Genomic DNA, 14,613 nt, shown 5'->3' with positions numbered 1-14,613 from the left:
CCTCCGAAGTCTAGGACGCCCGGTCTCGTGCCCCCTTCGCCGCGGCCCGCGTGCCGAGCGGAGGAAGCGGACGCGACCACCCGGCAGCTATGGTGTCGCCGCTGATCTTCAAAAGTGAACGGGGACGACGTGAGCGACAAGGCACCCGAGACGCCGGACGAGGAGCCGCCGGACTCGCCGGGCACTCCCCCGCCGCCCAGCGACCCGACTGCGACACCGCCGCCCGCGGACCCGACCGCCGCCTCTCCCCAGGCGCCCCCGCCCGTCCCGGGCCACCAACCGCCGTCGCCCTGGCAGCAGCCCCCCGCCGCGCCGGGAGACCAGCAGCCGGGCAGTCAGCCACCGGTCGGGCCGCCGCCGTACGGGCAGCCCGGATACGGCCCGCCACAGCAACCGCCGGGGTACTACCAGGTGCCGCCGGGTCATGACCCGTGGCAGGCCTACGGTGCTCCTCATCAGGGGGCACCCGGGTACGACCCGTCGGCCTACGGTGCTGCCGGTTACGGGCCACCCGGATATGGCCCCGCCGGCCCCGGCTATCAGCTTCCGCCCGGCTACTACGCCGGCCCCGAGGACCCACTGGTCAGTGCAAACTTCGGCGGCTGGTGGCAGCGCAGCTTCACGCTGCTGGCGGCGGTCTGGCGCCCGATGGTGCAGGTGCAGCTGCTCTGGGCGATCCCGCTGGCGATCGTCGGCGTCCTGTCGGCCCTCTACGTGCCCGAGCAGGTCGGCTTCTCCGGAACCACTGCGCCCGACCTCAGCGAGGTCTTCACGCCGCTTCTCCTGCTCCTGCCGTTCACGCTGCTCGCCGTGGTGCTCACCCTGGTCGCCCAGCTGGCCACCCTGGAGGTCGTCGTCCAGCGCGCCACCGGCCGCCCGGTCTCGGCCGGGCAAGCTCTGCTGGCCGGCCTCCGCCGCTCTCTCGCGCTGCTCGGCTGGCAGATCCTGGCCGGCCTGACGGTCCTGGCCGGCGCCCTGCTCTGCTTCCTGCCCGGCATCTACGCGGCGATCGTGCTCATCATCCTGCCGCCGATCATCCTGCTCGAACGCGGCAAGGGCATCGGCCGGGCCTTCCAGCTCTTCCACGCCGACTTCGGTGCCTCGATCGCCCGCATCGCCACGGTCGGCGGCCTGAACATCGCGTTCATCCTGGTCGAAGGCGTGTTCGTCGGCGTCCTCAACCCGGGGGCCGATACCTCATCACCCCTGGGCATCGCCTCGGCCGTGCTCTCAGCCCTCTTCTCGGTCGCCACCGGCGTGGTCATCTGCCCCTTGATCCTGACCGCCTACGCCGACATGCGCGCCCGCCACGAGCCCTTCTCCACCGCCTACCTGGCCGCCGACTGACCCCTCGGGCCCGGGTCAGGTGGCCCCCCTGGCCCCGGGTCAGGTGGCCCCCCTCGGCCCGGGTCATGCGGCCCCCTCGGCCGGCTCATGCGGCCCCCCTCGGCCGGGTCATGCGGCCCCCTCGACCGGCTCATGTCCCCCGGCCAGGCTCATGCGGCCCCCCTCGACCGGCTCATGTCCCCCGGCCAGGCTCATGCGGCCCCCTGTTGGCCCGGCTCATGCAGCGCACCCCTCGGGCCCGGCGCAGGCGGCGTCAAAGCTCCTCGGGGTCTCGGCCGACTGCCGAGCGGCCGCCGTCGACCGGGAGGATGGCGCCGTTGATGAAGGACGCGTGGGCGGACAGCAGGAAGGCGGCGGCTTCGGCCACCTCGTCGGTGCGGCCCATCCGGCCCAGCGGCTGCAGCAGGCGGATCTCGCGGTCGAAAGCCTCGCGGGCCGCCGGGTCCAGGGCGGCCACGTGGGCGTCGGACCGGTCGGTGGAGATCGAGCCGAGGGCGAGGGCGTTGACCCGTACGCCTTGGGGGCCGTAGTCGACGGCCAGCGCACGCGTCAGTCCCTCGATCGCGGCCTTCGCCGTCGCGTAAGCGAAGGCGCCGCGGACCGGTCGTTGCGCCTGGTGGGACGAGATGTTGACGATCGACCCGCCGGTGCCCGCGGCCAGGAACGCGCCGATCGCGGCCCGGCAACCGGTGACGACGGGCTCGACGTTGCGGGCTATCAGCGCGCCGGCTTCCCGCGCGGGCATCTCGTGCAACCATCCGGTGGGAAAGACGGCGGCGTTGTTGACCCAGCCGCGCAACGTCCCGGCCGCCTCGACGGCCCGCGCGGCGATCCGCTCGTCGGCGGCATCGCCGATCACCGGAACGAGCCGTCCGCCGGTGATCTGATCGCCGGCCCAGTCGAGCGTCGCCCGGTCTCGTTCCATCACGACCACCGGGCCGTCGTCCTGGGCCAGGAGCCGCTCCACGATCGCGCGCCCGACACCACGCCCGCCCCCGGTGACCACCACAGATGAACTCATCACCCGGTCATACCGCGCCGGACCGCGTCGCGCAGCCCGGCGCGGGCGGACCTCTTCACGAAGCCCGGCGCGCCGGACCTCCTCTCGCAGCCCGGCGCGGCGAACCTCCTCGCGCAGCCCGGCGCGGCGAACCTCCTTGCGCAGCCCGGCGCGGCGAACCTCCTCACGCAGCCCGGCGCGGCGAACCGATCGCGGATCAACGGCCGAGCGCCCGCCAGATCTCCACGACGGTCCCGAACTCCTGACCTTCGGGCAGACTGTCGAGGTCGGCCAGCACATCGTCCGGGGCCAGCAGCGTCTCGGCGCTCTGCCGGAGCTTCTCGCGGTCGCCGGGCAGGGCCGAGAGCCCGATGTAGCGACCGAACCGGGTGAGGTCCCGGGTCTCGTCCTCCTCGAGCACGCCGCTGACCTCGGGCTGATCCTCGCCGGACGGCTCCGCCTCGCGGCTCTCCTCGACCCGCCCACCGGTCACACCCTGAACGATGCCACGCACCTCGTGGGCCATCTCGTCGTCGACGCGGGCCCCATGCTTGTTGCTTCCTCGTTCCATAAGTCGCGATTTCCCCTGCACTTGAGCGGTAAACCGTGACCCCCACGTCCCTGAACGGGTGTCCGGCCCTGAGCGTGCCCGGTTTCGAGCGCCCGGGCTTGAGCGTGCCCCAGCCCTGCGCGTGCCCCAGCTCTGCGCGCGCCCCAGCTCTGCGCGCGCCCCAGCTCTGCGCGTGCCCCAACTCTGCGCGCGCCCCAACTCTGCGCGCGCCCCAACTGTGCGCGTGCCCCAGCTCTGCGCGCGCCCCAGCTCTGCGCGTGCCCCAGCTCTGCGCGTGCCCCAACTCTGCGCGTGCCCCAGCGTGAGCAGCAGTGCGCGTGCCGAGCGTGAGCAGCTCTGCGCGTGCCCCAGCGTGAGCAGCAGTGCGCTGCCCGGCGTGAGCGTGAGCAGCTCTGCGCGTGCCCGACGTGAGCGTGAGCAGCAGTGCGCGTGCCCGGCGTGAGCGTGAGCAGCTCTGCGCGTGCCCGAGCGTGTCCGGCCGGCGCTGGCGGACAGCGCGACGCGCACCCGCATACGGCCGGGTGCGCGTCGGGAAAACGTGCGGTCAGGGGAACTGCATGCGGCGCGGGCGTGGGATGACCGGCGGGGGCAGCGGCAGGTCGTCGAGGTGGCTCCAGTTGAGGGAGCCGTTGTCGGTCGACTTGATCTCGCCGAGGCACGCGCGGAGCAGGCCCAGGTTGGGTCCGGCGGCGAATCCCGCGATGACCACCTCGGGCTTCGGGTCGATCTGGGCGATCGCGGCACAGATCTTGGCAACCTCACGCTCGTCGACGGCGTCGAGCGGCAAGGGGGCCTCGGCCTGCGAGCGCCGCCAGGGCGGGCCGAACCGGCGCAACAACTCCCGCGTGAGGCGGCCGAACGAGCGCCCGACCGGCGCGTCCAGCATCGAGTCACGCGCGGACTGCCCGTAGCACCATGGCACCACCACATGGCCGTTGATCACGACCAGCTGATAGACCGACTTGGGAACCGAGATGATCTCGGCCCCGGGGAGCGAGCCCAGGAAGAGCACGAGCTCCTCGTAGGGAAGCGGCCATCGCGGGTTGGCGATCACGCGTTCCATGGTCTGAGTCATCGCGGGGTGGGCGTGAATCTCGCGTTCGATCGCGGTGCTCAACGCCTCGGGTACCCGGGTCCACAGCTCGCCGGCAACCTTGTCGCCGAACTGTTCGACCACCCACTCACTCGGACCGACCAGAACGTCTGGGCGCATTCGTTACCACCACCGTCCGTGTCGCTGGCGTTACTGCTGGCTAGAAGAGTTCCACTTCCGGTGATCGACTGGAAGGGTGCACTTTCCTAGATCCCAAAAACGCCCGTGAATGAAATCCAGCGAGACGATCAAAAGGTTGCCACGACGATGGAGCAGCAGTTCAAGACCGGGTGAAACATGCAACTTGCACGGCGAACCGCGCGTGCAAGTTGCATGCCGGCCTTGTTATTCGACCCGTGCAACCAGTAAATCACTCGCATATTTCACAGCGGTGACCACGACGCAAACATCCACTCACAGTGACGATCCACAGTGTCCCACCTGCACTAAGGCAACCACGCGAGCCTCGGTGGCGACAGGTGATACCCCTCACGATCGGCGCCGGCAGGACGCCGGCCCCGGATCCGGGCGCCGGAGCGACACCTCGTCGCCAGATGCGCCAGCGCGTCTCGGACCAGAGCGCTGTCGGATTCCCGTCAGTGCCACGCCTTCCCGTGGGGATACGCGCCATAGACCCGTTTCGCCCTTTACTGAGGCGGCACTGATGGCGGGGTGACGACAGTCCACGTTCGACTTCGTCACCGCGAACTACGCAGAGGCACCGAGGGCACCGCCGCCACCACTCCGGGAACACCAACGCGTCGCGTAATAGCTCAGATACTGCAGGCAACATTCCGGTAGCTCGCCGGCAAACTGCTTGTGCGCGCAATCGGCGGATCCAGGCGGGGGTAATCGGGTCCAGCCGGCTGAGAGCATTCATTCAACTTGTCACCCGACGAGACACCAAGCGATCGAGACCACGACTCGCCGACAATGCGCCCGCGTCGCCGACACCCGGCAGCCGGCTCAGCGGGACGAGTCAGTCCGTCACCCCCGCCAGGCGCGAGTACAGCCGGCCCGGGCCTGTGGTGCGACTCGCGAGCGTCCACAGCCGTTCACCGGAACTGTCGGCGCCCCGCGTTACGGTGCCCCGGTGAATTCGGAACAGCTGCTCAGCCCAGCCGTCGAGGCGGGACGCGTCGTCGATGCTGTCCTGCGTGACCTGCGCGAGGGTGACCATCGCGGCGTCGTGGTCGACTCGCCGCCCGGCGCGGGCAAGTCGACGCTGGTGGTGCGGGCCGCCGGCGAGCTGGCCGCGGCCGGCGAGCCGCTGATGATCGTGGCGCAGACCAACGAGCAGGTCGACGATCTCATCGCGCGACTCGGGGCGCGATCGCCCGAGGTGCCGGTGGGCCGCCTGTCCGCGGTGGACTACGAGGCGAGCGACCGGGTGCGCGATCATCCCCGGTGCCGGGTCGGGGCCAAGGTGGCCGAGCTGGGCGATCCCGCCGTCACCATCGGCACGGCCGCGAAATGGGCCACCGTGACCGACGGCTCCTGGCCGTGGGCGATCGTCGACGAGGCCTATCAGATGCGGTCCGACGCGCTGCTCCGCGTGGCGCCCCGGTTCGTCCGCGCCCTCTTCGTGGGTGACCCCGGTCAGCTCGACCCGTTCTCGACCGTCGAGGTCGAGCGGTGGACCGGCTTGTCGTGGGATCCGATGCAGAGCGCCGTCGCCGTCCTGCTGCGGCACAATCCCGACCTGCCCGTTCACCGCCTGCCGGTCTCGTGGCGCCTGCCGCACACGGCCGCGCCGGTCGTCGCCGAGGCCTTCTATCCGTTCACCGGCTTCCGCTCGGGCACCGGCCCGGGTGACCGCAGCCTGCGGTTCGGGTCATCGTCCGGCGACCCGCTCGACGACGTGCTCGACGGGGCCGCCGAGACCGGCTGGGGTCTGCACGAGCTGCCCGGCCGGTTCACCATCCGCACCGACGCCGAGGCCGCGGCCGCGTGCGCCGCCCTGGCCGCCCGCGCGCTGACCCGCGAGGCCGTGACCGTCTCCGAGTCGGGTGGCGGCGCGCTGACCGCCGACCGCATCGCCATCGGCGCCGCCCACCGCGATCAGGCCGCGGCCATCCGGTCCTTCCTCCCGCCCGAGGCCAAGGGGGTCACGGTCGACACCGCCAACCGGCTCCAGGGCCGGGAGTACGACTTGACCATCGTGCTGCACCCGCTGTCCGGCCGGCAGGACGCGACGGCCTTCCACCTCGAGTCCGGCCGCCTCTGTGTGCTGACCTCACGCCATCGGCACGCCTGCGTGGTGGTGGCCCGCGAGGGCATCGCCGAGCTGCTCGACGCCCACCCGTCGACCGAGCCGGTCCATCTCAACGTGCCCGTGAAGTTCCCCGATGGCTGGGAGGCAAATCAGGCGATCCTCGCTTATCTACACAAGGGACTGTCGCTTAGACGACACGAGCCGCTACGTTGAGTGAATGGCGGTCTTCACTGCGGCGGGGTCCCTGCCGGACGGCGTCTATCGACCGATCCTGCGCCCGCGCCGCGGCGAGATGGCGGCCCTGAGCCATCTTGCGGCTGGCGAGGCCGGCCGGGTGATGCCGATCCTCGAGCTCGACCAGGACACCGACCTCCTTCCCCTGATCCGCGAGATGCCGCCGCGCACCGGCGTGCTCGCGGTCGACTTCGGGGCGATCCTCGAGGAGTCCGATCAGCTCGCGGCTCCCTCGCTCGAGTTGGCCGAGGAGCTCGCCGGGCTCGGTGTGGCCATGGTTCCCGTACTCCGGGCCGGCGAGAGCCGTCGCCGCCTGGCCTTCCACGGCCTGGCCGCGCGGCTGCACCTGCGCCGGGCAGTCCTGCGGCTTCAGCCGCATGTCGACGCGGCCAACCCGGCGCAGGCCGACGAGCTGGTCGAGCGGATGCTGGGCGGCACGGGCCTCGTCGCCGAGGAGATCGATCTGCTCATCGACCTCGCCGAGACGGCCTGTGTGGCGCATGCCGATCGGTTCGAGGAGCAGTTGCGGCGCATTCTGCGGTGGGCCGGCGGGCGGCCGTGGCGCTCGATCAGCGTGGCGTCCGGAGCGATGCCGGCCAACCTCGACGAGCTCCCGACCGATCAGCCGGTGACGATCGACCGGCACGATGCCCGGGTCTGGGCCGGGATTTCGCTGCCCGGCATCGGTTTCGCCGACTACGGCGTGACCTCCCCGGTCCGGCGCCACGGCGTGCAGCGGCACCGCCAGCTGCCCACGCTGCGATACACGGCCGAGCACAACTGGTGGATATATCGGTGGTCGCGGCGCGGCGGGCGCGCCGACGACCGCTGTCACGACCTCTGCCGCACCGTGGTCCGCTCGCCGCACTGGCCGGCCGCGGGCGCCCGCTTCTCGTGGGGCGACGCCGAGATCGCCCGGCGGGCCCGCAGCGCTCCCGGTGCCGGCAGCTCGTCCAGCTGGATATCGTGGAGCACGTCGCACCACATCTCGTACGTCTTGCGGGCTCTCGATCAGCAAGCCCCCTGAACGAGCCGGATTTTGTCGTACGCTTGTTCTAATGTCGCTGACAGCCGCATTGGCCTACGCCCGGCACGGGATCCCGGTCCTGCCGGTGCACGCGCCTGACCCCCGCGGCGGCTGCACCTGCGACAGAGGAGTCTCCTGCGATCGCCCCGGCAAGCACCCCCTCCTGCGGCACGGCCTCCACGACGCGAGCGCCGACCCGCGCCAGATCGAGATGTGGTGGTCCCGCTGGCCGGGGGCGAATGTCGGGCTGCGCACCGGTGTCGCGATGGATGTCGCCGATGTCGACTCGGTCGAGGGCCGGCACGGGCTCTGTCACCTGCTGGGCGGCGAGCTTCCGGCCGGTCCGCAGGTCCGCACCGGTGGTGGCGGCTGGCATTTCTGGTTCAGCCCGATGGGTTACGGCAATCGGGTGCGCCTGCTGCCCGGTGTCGACTGGCGCGGCGTCGGCGGTTACGTGGTGGCTCCGCCCTCGCGCCATTCCTCCGGGGCCGACTACCGCTGGCTGCGGAGCCCGGGCACGGCGTTGCCCGAGAGCCCCGCGAGCCTGCGCGCCCTGATCGAGGGTCCGCCCCCGCCGCTGGGCAGCCGCCCGATCGCGCACCCGGCGCGGTATGCGCGGGCAGCACTGCTGGCCGAGGCCGATCGGGTGGCCCGCGCCCCGGTGGGCACCCGCAACGACACCCTCAACCGCGCGGCCTACGCCTTGGGGCGCTTCGTCGGCGCCGGTCTGCTGGATCTCGGGGAGACGACGCGCGAGCTGACGGACGCGGCGGGCTTCGCCGGTCTGGGCCGGGCCGAGATCCGCGCCACACTCCGATCCGGTCTGACGGCCGGCCGACGTGCCCCGTTCGATCCGGAACTGAACCGCCACGTGGCGTGAAACCACTCTTGCCCCAAAAATGGGGGCATGACCCACTGCAGCGAGCGGCGCCCGGCCGCGCCGCGGACCGGTTCCGTCCCGACCGGGCGGACCGAGCGGCCGGCCGGAGACGGAGGACGGGCATGACGCAGGCCAGGCAGCTGAAGCCGTACGACCTGGAGATCTCGGTGACGGCCGGGCGCGACGAGGCCTGGGAGTCGGTGACCCAGCCCGACGTCCTGCACCAATGGTTCGGCTGGGACTACGACGGGCTCGCGGCCGAGATCAAGCAGATCTTCCTGGACGAGGCGACCCTGTGGGCCCCGGAGCAGATGGGCTGGGCCGACGGGTCGTTCCTGGAGGTTGTCGGCGGCGACGACAGCGCGCGGGTCCGGGTGGCTCGCGAGGGCACCGGACGCGGCGGGCCCGAGGTCTACGACGCGATCGAGGAGGGCTGGCGGTCCTTCCTGATCCAACTGCGCTTCCTGCTCGACTCGCGGCCGCGGGGGCGGCGGCGAACGCTCTATCTGACCGGTGAGACCACCGGACGGCAGGTGCTGACACTGGTCCCCGGTGAGTGGCAGCGGTTCGGGCCCCGGGTGGCCTGGATCGTCGACGGCGACGGCCACCTGGTCGTGGCGGCCGGCCGGATTCCGCTCGACGACCCGTCGGCCGCGCGCTTCGAGGTGACGGTGTCGACGTTCGGTGCCGACGACGCCGCTTTCGAGTCGGCCCGCGAGAGCTGGGCCAGACGCTGGGCCCCGGTGGCGGCCGACGCGACGCTCACCACAGCGACCGATCCCTCTCCGGGGTCCTGACCCACCCGCGCCGGCGTCGGTTGCGAGGGTGGATTGCCGGGGGATGCGTCAGCGGACGCTCGGGTGTCGATAGGGCCGGGCGACCCCGGGTAGCCTGGTCGCTCTGACCGGCCGGGGGGCGAGCTTTGCTGCGGGGTGATGTGGCTTCGGAGACGCCTGCGGGCGTTCTCGCCGATGCCGCACGCCTGCGTTCCGTGGCCCGGGTGGGGCTGGGGACGGGCCGCGATCCGGCGTTCGACCGCATCGCGGGCATCGTCGAGCGGCTGGTGGACGCCCCGGTCGCGGTCGTCACCGTGCTCTCGGCCGACCGGCAGCACCTGCCGGGCCTCGTCGGCCTGCCCGAGCCGGTCGCCTCCGAGCGGGAGATGCCGCTCACCCACTCCTTCAGCCGGCACGTCGTCGAGACCGGCGAGTCCATCGTGGTGCCGGACGTCCGGGCCGACCCGCTGCTGCGCGACAACCTGGCGATCCGCGACCTCGGCGTGATCGCTTTCGCCGGGGTGCCGCTGACCGACTCCGACGGGCTGGTGCTGGGCACGCTCGCCGTCATGGACCGCGAACCCCGCGAGTGGACCAAGAGCGAGATCATTCTGCTCAACGAGCTCGGCGAGGTGTGCAGCTCCGAGCTCCGCCTGCGCATCGCCCGCGAGATCGCCGACGAGGCCCGCCGGGCCGCCGAGTCGGCTCACGGCCAGCTCGCCCTGCTCGGCGAGATGACCGAGGCGCTGGCCGCCACGATGGATCTCGACGAGTCCCTGCACCGGCTGGGCGGCATGGTCGCCGGCCGCCTCGCCGACTGGTGTTTCATCACGCTGGCCGACCAGTCCGGCGCCATCCGCCACGTGTCCGCGGCCCACCACGACCCGGCCCGGGCCGAGATCGCCGACCGTCTCGCCGAGCTCGCCCGCGCGGCCAAACTGGACGTCCGCTCGCTGATCCGGTCGGTGCGCGGCACCGGCCGGCCGGTCCGCCGGGACGAGGCGGATGCCGTCCTGCTGCGCGACCGCCTTTCGACCGCTCATCTGGCCGGCCTGGCCGATCAGCTGGGCTTCGGGTCGTACCTGATCGTGCCGATCTCGTCGCCGGTCACCTTCCGCGTGCTCGGTGCCGTCCTGCTGGTCAACGGCCCGGGGCGGCCTCCGTTCACCGACGCCGAGCAGAGCACGGCGGCCGAGGTGGGCCGCCGGGCCGGCATGGCCGTCGACAACACGCTGGTCTTCGGCCGCCAGCGTCACGTCGCCGAGGTCCTGCAGCACAGCATGCTGCCCGAGCTCCCCGACGTGGACGGCGTCGACCTGCACGGCCGTTACCTGCCGGCGCAGGATGGCGCCTCGGTCGGCGGCGACTGGTACGACGCCTTCGCCCAGCCCGACGGCAGCCTGATGCTGGCCGTCGGCGACGTCTCCGGCCACGACATCGAGGCCGCGGCCACCATGGGTCAGGTGCGCAACCTGGTCCGCGGTGACGCCTACGGCCGCGACGACGCGCCCGGCCCACTGCTCGCCCAGCTCGACCGCGCCCTGCACGGCCTGCACGTGCCCGCCGCGGCGACCGCCGTCCTGGCCCGCCTGCGCCGCGAGGGCGACGACTACCTGGTCGCGTTCGCCAACGCCGGCCATCCCCCGCCGGTGCTGCTGCGCCCCGACGGTGAGGTCGACATCTGGTGGGAGGAGCCGGAGCCGCTGCTCGGCCTGGTCCCCCGTGATCAGCGCGTCACCCACCACCGGCGGATAGCTCCCGGCAGCACGCTGCTCCTCTACACCGACGGCCTGGTCGAGCATCCGGCCCGTCTGATCGACGACGGCATCTCCCGGGTCCGCTCGGTCCTGCTCGGCAACGCCGGCCTTCCGGCCGACGAGCTGTGCGCCCGCCTGATCGACGCGGTCCCCCGCCGAGCCGACGACATCGCCTTCCTCGTCGTCAGCGTCAGCTGAGGCGTGTCCCCCGGGGCCTGAGGCGTGTCTCCCGAGGCCTGGGGCGTGTCTCCCGTGGCCTGGGCGTGTCTCCCGAGGGGGCGTTCGAGCCGTCAACGGTTCTCCAGAGCCCGCCGCATGGCCCGGCAGACCTGGGCGAATCCCGACGCGTCGGTGGTGGAGTAGAGCTCGGCCTCGGCCCCTCGATAGACGGCCTGCAAGGTGTGCGTGACCCTGTTGCGGGCCAGCAGGACCCGCCCGGCGATCAGGGCCACGCCGGCGACCGCGCCACCCACCACCCACGCCCACCGTTGCCCGACGACCAGCCCGACCAGCACCCCGGCCAGCACGGCGAGGGCGGTCACGACGACGATCGGGACGTAGTAGGTGCCTCGCCGGCGCGTGGTGCCCACCTGATGCAGCTCGCTCAGCAGAAACGCCCGCCCGTCACAGACCCGGACGAAATGGGTCTCGGTGACAATGCCGGCCGGCCCGCGATAGTAGGTCCGCACCACTGGGCCACCTCCGGCGTCACGCGATAGGCACGTCCTCATGATGGGCAGGCGGACCGCCGTGAGTCCACGGTGTCTCGGCCGGATCGGGGAAGGCCGCGCCCGGCCGGTACGCCTCGCTCAACGTCGTCAGCAGGATCGGCTCGCCCACCTCGGGGACGCTGCCGGGCTCGGCCACCAGCTTGCGCCCCATCCCACCGGAGAGCTCCAGCACCACATCGGTGCCGGTCGGACCCGGGGTGACAGAGATGACCTTCGCTTTCTGCGAGGGGCGGGCGGGCGAGGTCAGCGCGGCGCCGGGCTCGACCCGTACGGTCTCGGTCGTCGCCACCATGATGCGGGGCCGCAGCACGGGCCGCTTGCCGCTGTCGTCGATCCGATCCGCCTTGGCCAGCGTCACCACCCCGCCGAAGGCCGCCCCGCTCAGCCGGTGCTCGGCCATCACGAGCGGATCGTCGAAGGCGCGCTGCACCGCGTAGCGCGCCGCCGCGTTCTCGAGCCGTTGCAGCCGGGCCGCCGCGGCCACCGCGCCGTCGCGCCGGGGCTGCGGCGTGCCCTCCTCGATCAGGTGCTCGACGAAAGCCGAGTAGGCGTCGCGATCACTGTCCCAGCGCGACCCGACCCGAGCGCCCTCTGGCAGCTCGCGGAGCAGCGCGATCGACTTCCACATCCGCTCCCAGGTCGGCATCAGGAGCTCGCGCAGCACGCCGGGCAGGGCCGGCGACGACTCGGCGATCAGCGGCGCCAGGATCTCGTTGTCGAAGGCGGGGTCGGTGGCCGGCCCGGCGACCGGCCCGTTCTCGGCCTCGCGAGCCGCCCGCGCGCCGTCGGTGATCCACGCGAACAAGGATCCGAAGTGCGCGTCCTCGGCCGCGCTCTGCCCGGTGGCCCAGTGCAGCCCGAGCGCCTGCACGGCGTTGACCAGCAGCGACGAGCCGGGCACCTCGGCCGACGACGCCAGGAACGTCAGCCACTGCCCGAGCCGGGGCACCGACGCCGGTACGGGATGATCGCCATCCGTACGCCGGAAGCGGGTCGACCGCCCGAGCAGCCGCAGGAAATCGGCGCCGCCCGGGTTGGGCACCCAGACCTGCGGCGCGTCGACGAAGCGATGGCGCACGTCGCGGCCCCGATCGACGGGCACGGCCTCGGTGGCGCCGGCGAACGAGTCGAGGTAGGGCACCACCGCGTCGGCCAGGCCCGCGAAGAACGCGAACCGCTCGTCCCGGTTGCGGGGCTGGCTCACCACGAGCAGCCGGGGCCGGGCCACGTCATCACCGAGCAGGGCGGCCAGCGGTGCGGTGGCCTCACCGGCCATGGCGAGCGGGATCAGCACCAGCGGCCGGTCGTGAATGTGCAGATGGCGCACGGTGGTGATGGGCTGGGCCCGGCCGGCCGCGAGGGCCTGCGCGCGGGCCAGCGCCACCAGAGTGCTCAAAGCGCCTCGTCGCGCAGGCGCTGGGCCGCGCGCAACAACGCCGCCGCCTCGACCTGCGCCGGCTCGGGCTCCCGGGCGCCGGAGGCCAGGGCCAGCACCTCGTCCACCGTCTCGATGCCGCCCAGAGCTTCCCGTACGGGACGCCCCAGCACCTCCGTCCGGCCGCCGGACTCGTCCCGGCAGAAGACCGACATCTCACAGGTGGACAGGCATTCCGGCGCGTAGCGCGCGGTCAGCGCGTCCAGCGACGACACGAGAGCCGGCACCGGCTGGGCGAGATCGAACGACAGCGACTCGGGCAGCGACGAGATGAGCGCCGAGACCGAGGCGAGCCGGGACAGTTGGCGCCGCAGCGTCGACAGCTGCTTGCGCACGTCCAGCACCACCGCGACCGGCTGCATCGAGAAGTTCTCGGGACAGACCAGCACCACCTCGTGGCTGACCTTGTCGTCCCCGAGCAACCGGCGCAACGCCAGCACGTAGACCGCCGCCTGCACGGCCGCCGCCGACACCGCCGTCCCGTCGGCTTGCCCGTCGATGATCGCGAACGACTTGATCTCGACGACCTGCAGCTGCGAGCCGTTCTGATAGGCGATCAGGTCGGGCTCCAGGAACACCGTCTGCCCGGCGACATCGAGCGTCAGCAGGGGGTGGTCGAGCAGTCCCTCGGTCGAGGACGCCAGCAGGGCGCGGGTCCGCGAGTGCCGGGCCGACAGCGTGTCGTCCTCGTCCGCGCCGAGGTCCTCGTAACCGCCCACGTACGCCCCGAGCGTGGAGCGCAGCAGCGCGCAGTCGTCCGCCTTGAGCATCGCCTCGAACGCGTTGCCCCGGGCCAGCGCGAACCGCGACTGCCCGAACGCGCCCGGGAACCCGATCCGCTCGGCCAGCCGCACTTTGTCGACGCCGGCCGCGTCCAGCACGGCCCGGCGGGTGCAGCCGGGGTTGCCGGTGAGCGCCGCGACAGTCCGCGCGTTGTGCCTCTTGACGGGGGCGGAACCCCGCAGCCGGTCGACCTGATTCACTCGCCGCCTCGCTGGTGGGGCACGGCCGGAACCCCGTACAGCTGCTGATTCTCCGGCAGGGCGTGCGCCCGCTCGGCCGCCGCCGCCCGCACCGGCAGTTCGGCCTCGATCGCCGCCGCGAGCTCCGGCGCGGCCAGGGCCAGCCGGGCTGCGTCGGCCAGATCAAGAGCTTCCGGCCCATCCGGTACGCCTTCAGCCAGCGCCCGCAGCAGCAGGTGCGCGGCCCGGCCGGCTCCGCTGCGCATCGCCACGAACTCGGCCACCCGGATCACCGCCGCCAGCGCGTCGGCTCGCTGCCCGGCCGGCGTGACGATGCGGCGCTCGAGCGGCCACTCGGCCAGCGCGACCAGCCCGCGGGCGGCGGTCAGATCGGGGTTGAGCGCCGCGCAGAGCCCGGAGGCGGGTTCGCGCAGCAGGCTGACGAGCGCGGGCACCGACAGATCGCTGTCGAAGAGGGCGCCGTGCACCTCGACCACCAGACGCGGTGAGGTGGGCGCGCCCAGCAGCAACAGCGCGTGTCGTGCCTGCTCGATCGTGGTAGGCATCGTGTTCAGACCGTTCACC

Annotated in this window: 13 protein-coding genes; 6 read left to right on the top strand and 7 right to left on the bottom strand. The window is 72.4% G+C overall.

Annotated elements, in window-relative coordinates:
* The first annotated feature begins 129 nt into the window (after positions 1-129).
* On the top strand, positions 130-1,347 hold the full coding sequence (locus NAG42_RS31760) for a hypothetical protein (RefSeq protein ID WP_250035609.1): 1,218 nt from the start codon (positions 130-132) through the stop codon (positions 1,345-1,347).
* A 253-nt stretch (positions 1,348-1,600) separates the two neighbouring features.
* On the opposite strand, the gene NAG42_RS31755 is transcribed toward NAG42_RS31760, so the two are convergent.
* The 3 genes from NAG42_RS31755 to NAG42_RS31745 all read right to left on the bottom strand — a co-directional run bounded on the left by NAG42_RS31755 (position 1,601) and on the right by NAG42_RS31745 (position 4,131).
* Positions 1,601-2,368 (bottom strand): SDR family NAD(P)-dependent oxidoreductase, encoded by a 768-nt coding sequence (locus NAG42_RS31755; protein WP_250035608.1) that lies wholly within the window; start codon positions 2,366-2,368, stop codon positions 1,601-1,603.
* A gap of 196 nt (positions 2,369-2,564) precedes the next feature.
* Entirely contained in the window at positions 2,565-2,918 is a 354-nt protein-coding gene (locus NAG42_RS31750; protein WP_250035607.1) for a DUF2795 domain-containing protein, read from the bottom strand.
* Positions 2,919-3,462: 544 nt separating this feature from the next.
* Positions 3,463-4,131 carry a hypothetical protein gene (locus tag NAG42_RS31745; protein ID WP_250035606.1) on the bottom strand — a complete coding sequence of 223 codons (669 nt, stop codon included), beginning with the start codon at positions 4,129-4,131 and terminating at the stop codon, positions 3,463-3,465.
* A gap of 973 nt (positions 4,132-5,104) precedes the next feature.
* On the opposite strand from NAG42_RS31745, the gene NAG42_RS31740 reads away from it, so the two are divergent.
* The 5 genes from NAG42_RS31740 (at position 5,105) to NAG42_RS31720 (ending at position 11,098) form a co-directional block, all read left to right on the top strand.
* Positions 5,105-6,439, top strand: a complete 1,335-nt coding sequence (locus NAG42_RS31740; protein WP_250035605.1) for an AAA family ATPase — start codon at positions 5,105-5,107, stop codon at positions 6,437-6,439.
* A gap of 4 nt (positions 6,440-6,443) precedes the next feature.
* Complete coding sequence (locus tag NAG42_RS31735; RefSeq protein ID WP_250035604.1) at positions 6,444-7,487, top strand: beta family protein; 1,044 nt, start codon at positions 6,444-6,446, stop codon at positions 7,485-7,487.
* 31 nt (positions 7,488-7,518) lie between these two features.
* On the top strand, positions 7,519-8,367 hold the full coding sequence (locus NAG42_RS31730; protein WP_250035603.1) for a bifunctional DNA primase/polymerase: 849 nt from the start codon (positions 7,519-7,521) through the stop codon (positions 8,365-8,367).
* Positions 8,368-8,489: 122 nt separating this feature from the next.
* Positions 8,490-9,164, top strand: a complete 675-nt coding sequence (locus NAG42_RS31725) for an activator of HSP90 ATPase (RefSeq protein ID WP_250035602.1) — start codon at positions 8,490-8,492, stop codon at positions 9,162-9,164.
* A 203-nt stretch (positions 9,165-9,367) separates the two neighbouring features.
* Entirely contained in the window at positions 9,368-11,098 is a 1,731-nt protein-coding gene (locus NAG42_RS31720) for a GAF domain-containing SpoIIE family protein phosphatase (RefSeq protein ID WP_308201212.1), read from the top strand.
* A gap of 92 nt (positions 11,099-11,190) precedes the next feature.
* On the opposite strand, the gene NAG42_RS31715 is transcribed toward NAG42_RS31720, so the two are convergent.
* Genes NAG42_RS31715 through NAG42_RS31700 form a run of 4 tightly spaced genes read right to left on the bottom strand, consistent with a single transcriptional unit; the run spans position 11,191 to position 14,594 of the window.
* Positions 11,191-11,592 (bottom strand): DUF6232 family protein, encoded by a 402-nt coding sequence (locus tag NAG42_RS31715; protein WP_250035601.1) that lies wholly within the window; start codon positions 11,590-11,592, stop codon positions 11,191-11,193.
* Between the two features lie 16 nt (positions 11,593-11,608).
* Positions 11,609-13,027, bottom strand: coding sequence for a hypothetical protein (locus tag NAG42_RS31710; protein ID WP_250035599.1), 1,419 nt, complete (start codon positions 13,025-13,027; stop codon positions 11,609-11,611).
* Entirely contained in the window at positions 13,024-14,049 is a 1,026-nt protein-coding gene (locus tag NAG42_RS31705) for a hypothetical protein (protein ID WP_250035598.1), read from the bottom strand. The genes NAG42_RS31710 and NAG42_RS31705 overlap by 4 nt, the downstream gene beginning before the upstream one ends.
* Positions 14,046-14,594 (bottom strand): hypothetical protein, encoded by a 549-nt coding sequence (locus tag NAG42_RS31700; RefSeq protein WP_250035597.1) that lies wholly within the window; start codon positions 14,592-14,594, stop codon positions 14,046-14,048. The genes NAG42_RS31705 and NAG42_RS31700 overlap by 4 nt, the downstream gene beginning before the upstream one ends.
* Positions 14,595-14,613 lie beyond the last annotated feature (19 nt).

The sequence above is a fragment of the Paractinoplanes maris genome, assembly GCF_023544465.1.
In the GTDB taxonomy this organism is placed as follows: Bacteria; Actinomycetota; Actinomycetes; order Mycobacteriales; family Micromonosporaceae; genus Actinoplanes; species Actinoplanes maris.
The sequence above is the reverse complement of the archived record's forward strand: the minus strand, read 5'-3'. Positions and strand labels throughout refer to the sequence as shown.